This window comes from Candidatus Clostridium stratigraminis, assembly GCF_045310675.1.
GTDB lineage: Bacteria > Bacillota > Clostridia > Clostridiales > Clostridiaceae > Clostridium_AT > Clostridium_AT stratigraminis.
In genome coordinates, this window is sequence record NZ_JBJHZZ010000006.1 from 15667 (window position 1) to 30893 (window position 15227).

The following is a 15227-nucleotide window of genomic DNA, read 5'->3' on the forward strand; positions in this document are numbered from 1 at the left end:
CTGCAATGCCTTGATTACGTATATGTGTCAACGATTCGTTTGTTTTACCAAACTCAACAGTTGGTCAGTGGAAATTTCCACTCTCTATCTAAATCCTTTATAATTAATCCTAAACAATAACATTAATAGCCCTTCCCTCGGTAAATGCCTCAATATTCTCTGTTAGCAGATTAATAAGCCTCTGTCTTGTTTCATATCCCTTCCAGCCAATATGAGGAGTAAGTATAACATTCTCCATGCTGTATAATGGATTTGTGAGCTTATGTGGTTCTATTTCCTGAACATCCAGTGCTGCACCTTCAATAACTTTATCTTTTAGCGCTTCTATTAAATCCTGCTCTTTTATTATAGCTCCTCTTGAAGTATTAATAATAAAAGCATTAAGTCTTCATTTGCTGAAGCTTTGACCCATCTACAAGGTGTTTTGTCTTTTCAGTTAGTGGAATATGTACAGTGACAAAGTCACTTTCCTTTAAAAGCTCCTGAAGGCTTGTAAACTTAATAGCAGCGCTGCCTAAATCTTTAGGTGTTCTGCTGTAAACTAATATTTTCATTCCAAGAGCTTGGGCAATTTTCATTACCTGCTTACCTATAGCTCCGGATACAATACCGTATTTTTTATCAGCGTTAGTTGAAAAGTTTTATAAAGAGTATCTGATGTGTGAAGTAGATATTGAGGAATTATGCTCCCATATAAATTCGTCAAAGCGATTATAAAAATCCCCCTTTACTTCATCAGTTCTAAACTAATAATCTCTTGTTCCATTTTTACATTGTGCTGAAGCATATACTGTATCGTATCTGCATACACCCTCATTTCCTTCAATTCTTGTAATCTCGCAGTATCATTGTCTGTTAATCTATGAAGACAACTTTCATATTGTTTCTGTGAAAGTTCGTACTTCGACATACAAAATGTCTTAAAATTAACACCTGTTATTTCACACAGATTATGATGGATCCAAAGTCCTCCAGCATCGATATCACCAAAATGCAAGAATTCTAAACTAGAATTGTCATCATAAACTTTTTTTATAAAATCACGTTGAAAACGATTTGCATACCCCCCCCAGATAAAATGTGACTGTATCAGGAGCAGAGTATCTCAGGTAAGAAGTCCTATTTTCAATCGTCATAAATTTCTGAGCTTCTACCTTTATGCAATCAATTTTATTAAGAGAATTCGTATCCAGCTCAATACCATCTGGAAGAACGCTGAAATCCAGTTCCTTTTTATTAATAGATAATATAAAATTCCCTTTAATACTGAATTTTTGAGGCTCCTTTTTTATCATATAGTCTGATAAAATTTCATCCATAAGTTCATCTGTGTTACATGGTTTATTTTTATATTTGCGAAGCATCTGACAAACTTGTATCAATGTATTCTCTTCAAAATATTTTGAATCACCATAAACTTTCATAGAAACTTCTCTTACATACAATTCTGTTCGATTATTCTCTATAAAAGCAACTGCATCTAGTATTTTAGGAAGGCTTTCATAATCATTGGGAATTTTATTGATATCCAGTTCCTTTAACAAACGATCACATTCCATACCGCAGATTTCCGATAAGTCATGATATTTGGCAATCATATTCTGCACATCGTCTTTCTTCATTCCTTTCGGAATAAAAGCATATTTTTTATGTAGATAATCCTCCACCTGCTCAATCTGTTTATCTACAAGATAAATACATTGAAGTGACGTACCAAACTTTTCCCGCTCACAAGTTAAAAAACCTATTCTGCAGAGTTCAGCCACGGTATGATTTATTGCAGTGATCACATCATAGTCACCATCATTTGCCTGATATTTCTTATAAAGTTTATTAGGTTTAACCTGGGTTCTGCGATTGGTTTTATTATCTCCAGTATCTTTCTTACTTCTCCTATAATTATCTACTAGATACACAAGTATTTTTTCTTCCCAATTCAAAATCTACACTCCTTCATGCATTTCAATAATTCCTATTTCCATTAAATCTGTTCTTGTTCTAAGCACCGGAAGAATAACATTACATTCATTACCAATTAGCTCTGTCTTATCTGGTGCACAGAAAATCATCTGCAACTTCTGTTTCTTCATGAAATCAAGCATGATTTTTACATTACTAGGATCCATTTTGGCAAATGGCTCATCTATAAACACAAGCCTTGTAGAATTTAATTTGTCGTTATATATCATTAATAATGCAGATAATAAAATCAGCATATATGGAATCTGAACCTCCGCCCCTGAGTTAAATCCCGATTGCCTTGACAATTTTGCCTTGTTCAAAACATCATTAGTCAGCAAAATTTCATATGTCATATAATTGCGATAATCTGCATAATGTTCAATCTGATCCTTATCATTACTGTCAATAATATGATTAATAATATTACGAATTTCCTTTTCTAGTTCTTCTCCCTTATCTTCAGAAAACTTCGTAAATGTTGATAATGTCATCTGACCAGCGGACGCCCCTAAAGCTTCTCGTTCCTTTAAATATCGGGCATACTCCAGAATTTTCTCATAGTAAGAACCATCCTTTACATACTCCACATAAAACTCATATTTTGATTTAAATTTTAATCTGGAAAGCTCTGCATTGATTAACTTCAAGTCATCTTTTGCGCTTTCACAGGATTTTAGCACTGTAAGTACAAATTCCTTCTTGAATATTTCCTCGTATCGCCTAGTCTGCTCTCTAAGTTTTTCTTTGATTTCCTGGAGATCATCCATCCAAATTTGAGTTTTTCTTGTCCCATATGCAAAACGCTGATCATCTCCAGTTGGAAGCCAACTTTCTGCATTTCTACGCGCATTATAAGCAGACTGTGCAATTGTCAAATTTTCATCAGCTTTTCTAAGAGCGCGCTCTGAACGATCACGATCTTTTAATGTACCACCAGCACCAGTTTTGCCATTGGCTATATACTTGTCGTAGCTTTCAATGGCTCTTTTGTACACATCATAATTCTGTATTTGGTATTCATTCATAATACCATTATATTTTTCCAGCTCTCCCGTGTTTTCTTCCTTCTTTTTTTGATTGACTGCTAGCTGTGTCTTCATATTTACCTGAGATTCTTGAACTTTACCACGCTCTTTATCATTTGCTTCAAGCTCTCCTTGATATTTTATATAAAGCTGATTCATTTCCAGATATTCCATATTATTTTGCTGCGCCTGTTTCAACTGTTCAAGCTCATTGGATGCTTCCTCACATTTAAGCAAAATATCCTCATACATCTGGCATGATTCATAATTATAGCTACCAAAGTATCCTTGTGCTGTCTCTAAATATTCTTTGTTCTGTTTTTGCTCATGTATCTGTTCTCGTAACGTTTCCGCTTCACTAACTAGCGCCTGTAATCTTTTTTCTGCACGAATTCGATTAAGCTCTATTGTTTCCTGTCCCAAGTAATAAAAACGTATTCTATCAAATTGCATGAAGTAACTATCCATAGCAACAGCTACTCTTCCCTCTTTAGAAATAGCATTCTCGAAATTGCGCACTTGTTCCTTTGTTACTGCATGCATACGACCTAGTTGGTATTCAAAATACTGTTTCGCCACAGGATTTTTCACTTCAATATAACGAACAACAGAATCTTCTTCGGGAGAAAGTTTCTTTTTCATCAATAATTTCGTATTAAATAAATGTGCATATCGGTGTGAAGATGCATTTAACACATCATCTGCAATATCGTAATATTCCGGTTCCACAAGAATTGTGTATCTTCTCTTTCCAAGATAAGATTCAATCGCATCTCTCCATCCTTCATCCTTAAGTGCAATTACATATTCACAGGCAAATTTTGCCTCTGAACTGATATGCTTTTTAGCAAGCTCCTTATTTATTTCATCCTTTAATGCAACATAATCTGGTATTTCTAAAAAAGTAGTTTTCTTGGCATTGCAATCATCAATTAATCTCTGCTGCTGTACCTGCGCAGATTGATTCTTTTTTATCTCATCCTGGAGTCTTGTGATTGTTGCAAATAAATCATCTCTCACATTTCCAATTTGAACTGAGAAAGCGTCAATACTATTTGCTTTTTGGGCTGCTGTGTATTCAGTTGTTATAAGCGAAAATAAAATTGACTGGTTATTAACATCTATTTTTTTTCCATAAAACCAATTAATCAATTCACTTATCTTGGTTTGAAATGCCTCTAAGTTTTTTCTCTCCGTGTTTAAATCATTTTTCTGTAAAGTAAGTTGTTCCACACGTTCTTCAGCAGCACGAATTGCCTTTGTACAATCCATATCATCCAGGCTATCTTCCACTTTTTTAAGTCTTCCACGAATATCCTTTGCTTCCTTTTTAAGCACTTCTAGCCTTTTATCATCCTCTTCCAACTGTCTCTTTGCCATATCAATAGATGATATCGCTTCATCAATGTCCCGCTTGATTGCAAGCAGCTTTTTATAAGCAATTTTCACGTCATCAGCAATAATAACATTTTTAGCGTTCTGCAATCCATCAAATAGCTCAAGTATTTCCTCAAGTTCTTTGATTTCTGCATCTATCTTCTCAAATGTGGAATTCAATGTATCAATATTATTCTTGGCTTCTACTAGTTTTGAAAAGTCAACCTTCTTCTCTTCAAGGACACTTTCTCGAATAAACTGATCTATCTTCGCATCTGGATCATAAGACATAATGCTGCGTAGTTTTCTGCGAAACGCTACTATCTGTTGCTCGCTTAATCGCAATCCTGTCCTTTGCATAAACTTTGCAATACCATCTTTTGCATCCAGCATTTTAAAGATGTATTTTTTCTGTAATCCAATGCCATCAAATGGAATAGTTAAACCATTTTCTTTATACACATGATCTAAATCAGATAGTTTTGCATTTTCTATAATGTATCGATTTGTGCTAACACCATTTGCAGAATTTGTCTCTATTACGGTACCAAGCACAAAACTTCGCCCCATTTCCTCTTCATACATTTCCAATACGATATGAGTATATACATTCGGAAACTGATCTGCAGGCCTCATATATGTTCCCGCAGTTGCATCTAATAATCCTCTAGTGTATGAAGACAAAGTTCTGCTTCCTTTGTTTTCTGTAGATTTATTAAATACTGTATCTCCATACAAAGCATACTTAATAGCATCTAACAGAACAGATTTACCATTACCATTCTTTCCAGCAACTAAAGAAAAGTAACCTATGGGAACTGTTATATAATTAAAGCCATACCAGTTCACTAAGCGAACGGATTTTAATAATATCATTCCTCATCCTCCTCTTCTTCAGAACCCTCCTGCTCCTCTTCTAATCCACCATCCTTCATATATTCAGCAGATACTGTCTGAAACTGTGCCACATCCCAGCCAAATTGTAATGAAGGATATAAAGTAACGATTGCATCTTCCGTTTTGTCCTTTGCATCAAAATCAATCAAATTATATCGTTTAAATAATTCCATTGCTGCAGACAATTTTCTACTGTCTATGTCTACCTCATAAGCTTTGATTTTATCAATCAGATCACCACGCATAACTACATTCTCTTCATTATATCCAAGGTTTTCAAGATAAACCTCCCAAAGTACCAAAAGCAAATGATATTGCTCTGTTGTAAAGGTTACAATATTAGCTCTTTTGATACCTACAGCGTCTTCATCTGCTTCATGTGTCTTTAGCATAGCAATCTTCACATTTATATCCACGAGTACATCAAAACCAATCATTCGCAGATAGTCCGAAATATCTTGTCTATTAGATTCTCTAGAAATAAACGCATATAGTTTTTCATCTTTATCTCCAACAATAAATGTTGATTCCAAAAGTTTGCGTATACATCGCTTAAACAATATATTATTTTCTTCTTTAATTGATATATTTAGTTTAATGTCGCTCATTTACCTCTTCCTTTTTATTCTAATATTGCTGATACTAGCAACCTCTGTTTCGACCATTCCACCAAGAAATTCTACTTCATAAGGAAACTCATCCGAACCAGAATATATAATACTTGCTGCTATCATCATAGCTTCATCTCTGTTTTTTATATTCTGATCACTAGTTGCAACTGACACTTTGTCACTTAATAATGCGTTGAAATAACTAGCGACCTGGCCCACACTATATCGATCAGGATACTCATATAAAAGCTCCTGCGTCAATTTTGCTTTCTCATCATCCGATAAAGAGCTTATAACAATTGCACCACTCTTTATATTTGGACGTCTTTTCTTCCTTCTCTCAATGGATTTTCTTCCAATATACTTATAAGTTGATAGCTGATAACTTTTTGAAATTTCAGTAAGTACTATTTCTCGCTCTTCAGCATCCATTTCCTTTAATATCATCAACAGGTCATTCAGATAAGTTTGCATATTTGTATTATTACTGAGTACCATCAATATTCTGGTTGAATACAAATTGTAATAATTGTTAATCTTTTTATCTATGTAATCCATTTCCTTAACATAGTCATAATTGATAAATCCATGGATTTCAGTAAATTGTCCATCAATAATTTCACTAGCCTTATACTCATCCACCTGATTTAATGTTTCATATTCATGGATTATATTATCATATACATCAGTATTCATAACCTGCCTAAGCATCTTTTCAATTTCGGCTATGTAACCAGGAATAAGTCCATCTTTCTTTATGAAAAAATAATCATTAAAGAATAAATTCATCATCTCATCTTTAATCAAAAACTGACCAAAAGTATTTACTTCTGTCATCTTAATGACTATACGCATTATTGTGCGTATACTATCTTTCAAAATCAGAAGCTCATTTTTTAAATCTGAAACATTATCCGTAAGCGGAATCAGAATATTTGAATAAGGTCTGATTGTTCGTCCATGCTCTGCATCCAATGCGGATTTTAAAGTATCATAAATCGCAAATATATGATTTGTCAGTGCACCGCTCGTATCACGATCAAAGATACGTTGAATCGAATCAATCATCTTCCTGCAATACGGCATTACCGAAGCAATGTTGTCTCCATTTCGACCAATTTCTCGCTCAGAAATCCAGCCACAAGAACGAAAGTATCTTAATATAGCACTGGCATTCTCAGTGTCAGACTTTTTACTACTAATATTCTCATCACCATTATCACTACCACCCTCATCCTCTACTGCATACGTGCAATTTCGCAAATAGAGGATGATGCAATCCTTTGCGTCTGTTTCATAAAGCAGTGGAATAGTCTTCGACTTTTCAATCAACTGCAAAATGCACTCATAATATATTCTTCTGTTTTTACAACACAAAGGATAAAAGAAACGATCGTATTCCGCTTTATCAAATAAAATCATATGTGATACCTCTTTTGCCTACCATTAGCTATCTTATAAATACACAACTGTTTTCCATTTAAAATACTTTCGTTTTGCGTCACAATTTTTGGTTAATTTGATATAATATATATTAATCCTATTCTTTTTGGCAAACGTTGTCAATAAATCCATTAACCTTTCTGTTCTGAAATAGGTAAAAGCACTTCACTAAAGTAGAGCGCCAAATACTCATTTTTCTTCATCTTTCAACTTCCATACTCATACCAGATTTGAATTCAACCGCATATCTTTCATTGTGTACCGTGACCTTTTCAATAAGCCGCCTGACAAGCTGTTCATCATAACTTTCAATCTCCGATGCCTGTTCATTCATGAATTCTTACATTTCAATAATACGTTGCTTCACCCCTTCAAGCTCAGCACACTCCGCCAAGGCGTCCTGCTTTAGTTTAACTGAAGGTTAGCTCCTTGATTATAATTTTATATTCTTTATGGAAAGTTATAGTCAGGTATTTGCTATTGATTTAGACTTAAGTTAAAGACAAAAAATTAATGGTGAAACTATAGATTTTAGAAATAAAAAAGGCTACATTGAAAAAAATAGGGAGAATGCGAGGTCACTTTTTCAGTGACCTCGCATTCTCCACTCTTTCTATAAATCCTTCATAATCAATCTTAAACTATAAAATTAACACCTCTCCCCGAAATATAAGCCTCAATATTCTCTCCTAATAAATTTATAAGCCTCTGTCTTGTTTCATACCCCTTCCAGCCAATATGAGGAGTAAGTATAACATTCTCCATGCTGTATAAGGGGTTTGTAAGCTTAGGTGGTTCTATTTCCTGAACATCCAGTGCTGCACCTGCAATAACTTTATTTTTTAACGCTTCTATTAAATCCTGCTCTTTTATTATGGCTCCTCTTGAAGTATTAATAATAAAAGCATTAGGCTTCATTAGATGAAGCTTTGACTCATCTATAAGATATTTTGTCTTTTCAGTTAGCGGACAGTGTATAGTGACAAAGTCGCTTTCCTTTAAAAGCTCCTCAAGGCTTGTAAACTTAATAGCTGCGCTGCCTAAATCTTTGGGTGTTCTGCTGTAAACTAATATTTTCATTCCAAGAACGACCGCAATTTTCATTACCTGCTTACCTATAGCGCCGGCTCCAATAACTCCAAGGGTTTTATTCTGCACTTCAAAGTGAGGCACTTGAAGAAATTTTGTAAAGTTATCATAATTTTTATTTGTAAGCATCCTCTGCTGCCTATGCATAGAAGAGCTTAAACTTAGCATAAAGGTAATAACCAGCTGAGCTACTGCTTCACTGCTGTAGCCCGGCACATTACATACCCTAATATTTCTTTCTCTGCAGGCCTCAATATCTATGTTGTTGTAGCCTGTTCCAGCTTCACAAATGAGTTTAACGCTGGAAGGAAACTTCTTTATTAATTCTCTTCCAATAGACAGTTCCTTTGTAATTACTATGTTCTGATCCGTGACCCTATCTAGAATCTGACCTTCGCTGCTGTTTTCATATAATGTAACTTTGCCTAGTTCTTTTAGCTGTGAAAAATCAAGCTTATTATCAAAGTCAACTCTGCTTGAATTAAGAAATACAATGCTGTTCATAATGCTCTCCTTTAAATTTCAGCTAAAACTTTAGTTGGGGCTTGCTTACCCTTTTTAGCAATAGCAAGTAAAAGGCCTAATGCAATGGATAAGAATGCAGAAGCCAATACTCTATAGTTTCCTGGTATTAAAAAGACTATTGTATGGGCAGGTATCCAAAAGAAAGGACATGTCTTAAGCCAGCTAAACTCAACTAAGGAGTTCCAGTCATTTTTCTCAATTAATTCCTTTAAGGTTACCTTTCCACCTTTTTTCTCATACTTTGTATCTATAAACATGTCAGTAAATCTATGGAAAGCCATCATCATTGGTCCAAAGGTAACATTCATAATGGCACTGCCAAAAAAAGCTTGAGCTATGCTTGAGCCTTTAAAAGGCAGTCTTCCTGCCGCCATGGCAGCAGCTGCGCCGCCCATAAAAACTGTAAATACAAGCGTAACCATAACTCCGATGATACCCCATACTATTCCCTTATATAATAATCCCTTAGGTATGAGCCAATCACCTCTTAAAACTCTTATACCTAATAGATCCCCCATGCTGGCTAAAATGGCAAATTTAAAAAATCCACCAGCATAAGGATGTGCATCAGTAACTGCTATGAAGGCTGTGCGCGTAGCTGGAACAACAAGTATCAATATCCATATAAGTAAGGCAGCCCCCCACAGAAAATCTCCCCTTTTCATCCTAATACTCCCCTTTAAAATTTTATTGCATAGAATCTATTACCTCAATTTTTCTTTCAATTAGAAACTCTCCTTAAATTATTAGGTAAATGCTATCTATGATAATTATCGAGCTAATATGTAATATTGTAAACCCTCCACCAAATAAAATACTCTTACCTATATTTTTACGGACTTTATTAGTAAGCTCGCTCTTTGCATCCAAAATTTTTGCCTTACTAACTTAAATGTTGCAATAATATATTCTCTTGCATATATTGACATTGTAATTATTTTTCAAACAGGTGATTAAAATTAAACAAAATACAGATATAAATATAAGAGATTTAGAGCTTATAGGCAAAGGTACCCAAGGTAAGGTATATAAAATAAACTCTTGCTGGCAGCAGCAATGAAGATGTATTAGCTAATCAGCTTCAAGACTTAAGAAGCTTAATAGAAAAATATCATTGTGGGATACCTTTAATCCCGGTAGTTGGCAACCACGAAGTTAATAATGAACCCAAGGATGATAGTTATGAAAGAATCTTCAGGAGAATTTATTCCGATATGCTTCCAAATACCTATCTTGATGGTTATAACAGAACTGTTTTTTATGTAGACTATGCAGATACTAGGCTAATAATACTTAATGCCTTTCACTTTAACGAAATAAACAAAATTGTAAAAAGGCAGCTTTCATGGTTTAAAGAAGCAGCTTCTATAGCTAAAAAAAATAAGATTGTTTTCCTTCACTCTCCTGCTTTTCCTACCGGGGCCCATTTAGGGCATTGCCTTGACTCTTACCCCGTAGATCGAGATGCTTTCTGGAAAATTGTTGAAGACTGCAATATAAATATAGTATTCTCTGGTCATGAACATAATTATTCAAGAAGGAAGATAGACTATCAAAAATGTATCTATCAAGTCATTACAGGCGGCAGTGGTGAAAAACTCAGAGATAAGTATAAAGATAAGGCCGGTGTAGTAATAGCTCCATTAGCTAAATATCATTTCGTTGTAGTAGATGTGGATTCATATGGGATTAAAGTTTCTGCCATCAGTTCTGAAGGAAAACTTCTAGATAGGTTTAATATAGATAAAGTCTTATAGTGGTTTGATATAGTTGAGATCTGAAAAACTGCTAATCACAAAACAACGGATTCCGTTTTGCGGTGCAAAAATGAATATATCATTGAAATTCACACACAAATTCACAAGAAAAAGGAAGGCAATAATTACCTTCCTTTTGTTAATGATATTGCTAAAATTGAACAAGTATTAGGTATTTATAATTTATCTCAATTTACTCCAGCAGAAATAAGCCTTACTATGTAGATAGTAAGGTCTTTTTTTTTACTTGGTATTTCCTTGTGCTATAATGTTTTTTTCCTGCTGCAGCTGGGCTATGTCACATATTCTTCGGCTTTCATCTTACAAATCCAATAACTTTGGATTAATTTTATAAACCTCATCCACCAGTACTTCTGCATGAACTTTTTCTATTTTTGTGATGATGTGCGCTGCTTCTTACATCACTGGTATTAAATCCTGTATCTTTTCCAAATCCCAAAGCTAAACCAAGAATAAGTATCACTAATGTAATATCCATCGAGGTATTATCTGTTCCTGATAAAGTTCCATTAAATAAATCCATTTCTTCCCCTCCAATTTTTAATATTATCAACATGTTAAAGCTGTTTATTTAAAATAAATAAAGCCTCCCAACTTTATGTAATCTAAACATTTGTAAATTTAAGATTTAGATTGATATATATCGTTATATCCCAATATCCTAATATTATAATATTAGGATATTGTAATTGTATAAAAATGTGCATAAAAAAAGCCTAAGTTGAATCTAACCTTCACTTAAACTTTTCAAAATATTGCTATTTACTTTTCTTATATCTACAGCTGCAAGATATATTATAAATTCTTCTCCATCTAGCTTAAAGAGATTATTTACCGACTCTTGTTCATATATACAAATTGCACAAACACCAATCCTTACGGATTAGCCTGCCAAATAAAGATAAGAATGTTCCTTCTCATTTGACTATACTACTATTATTTCACTATAGAAACTTGGAAAGCTCCTTGTGAATGTGGATTAGTGTATGTATATCTTCCTTTGATATTTTTTCTAGTGCAGAAACCATTTCGATATATGAAGCAGGAGTTTGAATTGACTTTTTTGATATTTCAATACCCTTATCAGTTAAAATCAAATTGATTTGACGTCTATCTTCTTTGGATAATTTACGTTCAACCAAACCCAAATTTACAAGTTCTTCAACACTAACACTTGCTGTACTTTTAGGAATGAATAATTTCTCTGTTATTTCTTTAAGAGTTATTAACGGAGAAGAGTGAATGGTATTTAAAACTCCCAATTGTTGCAACGTCAAACCTAAACTAACCGCATTCTGTTGTGTGTATCTTGCTAAAGTTTTGCTAATTTTCATAAATGATTGAACTACATCCGCAGCCTGTTTCACTTTTAAATCATTGTAATCCATAAAAACATCTCCTTATAGTTCATAATTGAACTGTTCATATATGAACTATATTAAATCATATGTTAGATATTGTCAATATGGTAACTTAATACGAAATACTTTGCTCTTGCGTCATATAAGAATATTCTGAAGTAAATATTATTTATTTAGAGAGCCACTTTTTACATATTCCCAATATTTCCCATCAATTCCAATCACTACTGCTGTATTAATATCAATACCTTTAATTTCATAAATTTTGCTTTCTACTGGTGCATAGTTAGAATCCCCATTTTGCATAGGCATAGGTTTTTTTATACGATTTATCTTACCGAGTTGTGTGCCAAGTTCACTCTGTGAAACTTCTGTACCTGCTGGACCATAAATCATGTTATTCCATGCTATTTATTCTTATGCTATTTTTAAATTTGAACCTCTAAACGGAACCCGTTGATCACAAAACCCTTATTTTTTAAATATAAAACCGCCATGCTATTAAAATCATTTTTTAATAGATGGCGGTTACTAACCAATAAGTTTGCCTTAAAATCTCAATTAATAACTAAAAGCCATAATTAAAATTTAAGTTTAATTCCTATCTTTGTGCCTCATACTGTCTTAGAAGCTTAACAAATAATTCTGGAACCTTAGCCATATTTTCAGGTGATTCAACAAAGGAAATTCTAAACTGTGTATTTCCTGGGTTGATCTCTGACTTATCAATATTGTAGAAGCCCTTCATTGGTGCTACTAGAAGAGTAGTTTCAACACCATTTAGATTAATAGCTCCTTCTCCAGCGCAGTAAAGAACGAAATCAATGGAGTCAAAGCCAGGCTTAACTACATTTCTAACATCAATTACTGTGTATATGGATGCATCTGGACTGGAAACAATTAATTTAGGCTCTTGCTCTTTAAGTCCATTGTATACCATTAATATTTGCTCTTTGTAGTATTCTCTGATACTCATGCACCAGTCGGCAATTTGCTCCTTTGTTTCATGAGCTAATCCACCAAATATATATTGACCAATTGCATTAGCACAAAGGTTTGCAGTATATTCAGCTACAGAGCGGTTGTTGAATTCAGCACTGTCTGTAATTAGTGCACCGATTCTTAATCCACAGGCATTCCATACCTTTGAAGCTGTTTCAATACTGATTCTTCTACCTTCAATACCAGGAACCTCTGCATCAGTTACTCCCCAAATACTTACAAGCTTGCTGCCTTCTTCATAAACAAGCTCACGATAAGCTTCATCACTTATCATCCACATGTTATATTTTACACATAATTTAGCAAGTTCCTTAAGGGTTTCATGGTTATAGAACTGTCCTGTAGGATTGTCATAAGGTATAACAAGAAGCGCTCCAGGATTATGCTTTTTAATACTTTCTTCGATTTTATCTATTTCTGGAAGACTGAACTTTCCGTTATCGCCTAAGGTACGTGTTACAGTAACTATTTTACGTCCGATTCTTTCAGCGAAAGAGATATAATTAGTATATGCAGGATCTATTACCATTAGAGGCTTGTCACCTGTGCCAGCAGCACCACAAACACCTAATAATAGTAGTTCCATAGCTGCAGATCCGCCGTCAGTTACCTGAACAAATATATTGCTAGTATCAAAGCCTTCGCACTTAAGGATATTTTTAAATGCAGCCTGACATTCATCAGTACCAGCTGTAGTTGTATATCTTATAACACCTTTTGCAAATGGACTTTCAGGTGCTCCAAGAGCAAACATTCTTTTCTGCATAGCAGGATTTGTAGGAAGTGAAACGTTTCCAATACCTACATTAATAACAGCTTCAGGTTTTACTTTACGCTCCTCGTATTTCATCTGTGCTAATCTAACGTCTGATGGTGTTCTAGATTCAAAGTGAGCTGATAAAATTGGTTTACTCATCATTAAAACTCCTTTTCTAAATGTATTAATTCGTCTGTGCTACTTTAATTAAATTTGCACAAAATAATTTTTAATTTTCTATCCTATAATATTTTAACATCATTTTAAGTTTATTTCACTTTTTTTCTGTCATTTTATCGAAAATTTTATATTCAGAAAATTAAATAAAATAGAGTTTAATCTTTTTTCGCAGTATTTTAAATATTAATCTTGAAATTTTCAATTCATAAGTAAACAGCAAAAGAGTGGAAAATTCCACTCTTCACCACAACAAGGCCATGGAATACCCACTCTTATAACTGCCATCAGCTAGTCGTTTATCATTTCTATGAGTTCCTTCAATTTCGAAGCCAAGTTTTAGATATAAGCTTAAAGCTTTGTAATTATCAGTGTCTACTTCTAGTGTAAGTCTAGTTATTCCTGACACCTTAGCCCACTTAATACCTGCTTCCATTAACTTTCTTCCAATCCCTTGGCTCCAATATTCTTTTTCTATTGCAATCCCAAGACTTGCTATATGTGATATCCTTTTTCTTGTGTTTCCATTTATGCCGCAGGTTCCAATTATTTTTCCTTCGAATTCCGCTGCTATTAAGGTGCTTGTTTTTGAAGCAAGCATATCCTGAAGTATCTTTTCTTCCTGCTCAAGAGATAATTGAAATTCACCTGGTTCTCTTAGCATAAAAGTAGTTTCTTCATCTATCTTTTTTAGTAAATTTATTATCCTTTCGGAATCTTGAACTTCAGCAGTTCTTAAAATAAGCTCCTTATCATTTATTATGTAGCTTTCCTTATTGATTTTCCCCATAAGCTCCCCCCCTTTTTATACTGTTTTTAATCAGCTACTTCCTTCTAGCAATCATTTCAATTTCAACCTGTGCCCCTAGAGGCAGTGCTGCCACCCCTATAGTTGTACGAGCTGGGTAGGGCATGGAAAACTGCTTAGAGTACACTGTATTCATGGCTTGAAAATTGCCCATATCAGTTAAAAACACATTTACTTTTTCAACATCCTCTGGTGTAAGACCGCAAGCTTTTAATACATTAAAAAGATTCTTAAAGCATTGCTTTGTTTGCTCTGTTATATCGCCTTCTACAAGTTTTCCTGTTTCAGAATCTATTGGTGTTTGTCCTGATAAAAATATTAAGCCCTCTGACTCCACTGCATGTGAATATGGTCCTACAGCAGCTGCTCCTGCTGCACTAAATGCTTTTCTTGTCATAATAATTTCTCCTCTTTT

The 15227-nt window shown here is 34.1% G+C and carries 14 protein-coding genes and 2 pseudogenes; 1 reads left to right on the plus strand and 15 read right to left on the minus strand.

The window, feature by feature from the left end; all coding sequences use genetic code 11:
* Positions 1–109: 109 nt before the first annotated feature.
* From ACJDUG_RS10245 to ACJDUG_RS10285, 9 genes and pseudogenes are all read right to left on the minus strand, one after another.
* Positions 110–623 (minus strand): annotated as a pseudogene (locus ACJDUG_RS10245) (2-hydroxyacid dehydrogenase); the annotation flags it as partial.
* A gap of 104 nt (positions 624–727) precedes the next feature.
* A complete protein-coding gene (locus ACJDUG_RS10250; protein ID WP_406769922.1) occupies positions 728–1099 on the minus strand; it encodes a Wadjet anti-phage system protein JetD domain-containing protein in 372 nt (123 codons plus the stop codon).
* Positions 1041–1916 (minus strand): hypothetical protein, encoded by an 876-nt coding sequence (locus tag ACJDUG_RS10255; RefSeq protein ID WP_406769803.1) that lies wholly within the window; start codon positions 1914–1916, stop codon positions 1041–1043. Before ACJDUG_RS10255 ends, ACJDUG_RS10250 begins: the two co-directional genes overlap by 59 nt.
* Positions 1917–1943: 27 nt before the next feature.
* Complete coding sequence (locus ACJDUG_RS10260) at positions 1944–5240, minus strand: SbcC/MukB-like Walker B domain-containing protein (protein ID WP_406769804.1); 3297 nt, start codon at positions 5238–5240, stop codon at positions 1944–1946.
* Complete coding sequence (locus ACJDUG_RS10265) at positions 5237–5869, minus strand: DUF4194 domain-containing protein (RefSeq protein ID WP_406769805.1); 633 nt, start codon at positions 5867–5869, stop codon at positions 5237–5239. Before ACJDUG_RS10265 ends, ACJDUG_RS10260 begins: the two co-directional genes overlap by 4 nt.
* A complete protein-coding gene (locus ACJDUG_RS10270; protein WP_406769806.1) occupies positions 5870–7294 on the minus strand; it encodes a Wadjet anti-phage system protein JetA family protein in 1425 nt (474 codons plus the stop codon).
* Between the two features lie 220 nt (positions 7295–7514).
* Positions 7515–7649, minus strand: coding sequence for an integrase (locus tag ACJDUG_RS10275; protein WP_406769807.1), 135 nt, complete (start codon positions 7647–7649; stop codon positions 7515–7517).
* A gap of 302 nt (positions 7650–7951) precedes the next feature.
* On the minus strand, positions 7952–8908 hold the full coding sequence (locus tag ACJDUG_RS10280) for an NAD(P)-dependent oxidoreductase (protein ID WP_406769808.1): 957 nt from the start codon (positions 8906–8908) through the stop codon (positions 7952–7954).
* Between the two features lie 11 nt (positions 8909–8919).
* Entirely contained in the window at positions 8920–9594 is a 675-nt protein-coding gene (locus tag ACJDUG_RS10285; RefSeq protein WP_406769809.1) for a hypothetical protein, read from the minus strand.
* A 429-nt stretch (positions 9595–10023) separates the two neighbouring features.
* On the opposite strand from ACJDUG_RS10285, the pseudogene ACJDUG_RS10290 reads away from it, so the two are divergent.
* Positions 10024–10686: pseudogene (locus ACJDUG_RS10290) on the plus strand (metallophosphoesterase family protein); the annotation flags it as partial.
* A 358-nt stretch (positions 10687–11044) separates the two neighbouring features.
* Here ACJDUG_RS10290 and ACJDUG_RS10295 read toward each other — a convergent pair.
* From ACJDUG_RS10295 to ACJDUG_RS10320, 6 genes are all read right to left on the minus strand, one after another.
* Complete coding sequence (locus ACJDUG_RS10295) at positions 11045–11230, minus strand: hypothetical protein (protein WP_406769810.1); 186 nt, start codon at positions 11228–11230, stop codon at positions 11045–11047.
* 421 nt (positions 11231–11651) lie between these two features.
* Entirely contained in the window at positions 11652–12095 is a 444-nt protein-coding gene (locus ACJDUG_RS10300; RefSeq protein WP_406769811.1) for a MarR family winged helix-turn-helix transcriptional regulator, read from the minus strand.
* Positions 12096–12233: 138 nt separating this feature from the next.
* Complete coding sequence (locus ACJDUG_RS10305; RefSeq protein ID WP_406769812.1) at positions 12234–12464, minus strand: hypothetical protein; 231 nt, start codon at positions 12462–12464, stop codon at positions 12234–12236.
* A gap of 205 nt (positions 12465–12669) precedes the next feature.
* Positions 12670–13986, minus strand: a complete 1317-nt coding sequence (locus ACJDUG_RS10310) for a pyridoxal phosphate-dependent aminotransferase (protein WP_406769813.1) — start codon at positions 13984–13986, stop codon at positions 12670–12672.
* Between the two features lie 262 nt (positions 13987–14248).
* Entirely contained in the window at positions 14249–14794 is a 546-nt protein-coding gene (locus tag ACJDUG_RS10315) for a GNAT family N-acetyltransferase (RefSeq protein ID WP_406769814.1), read from the minus strand.
* A 34-nt stretch (positions 14795–14828) separates the two neighbouring features.
* Positions 14829–15209: a RidA family protein gene (locus ACJDUG_RS10320; protein WP_406769815.1), complete on the minus strand. Its 381-nt coding sequence runs from the start codon at positions 15207–15209 to the stop codon at positions 14829–14831.
* Positions 15210–15227 lie beyond the last annotated feature (18 nt).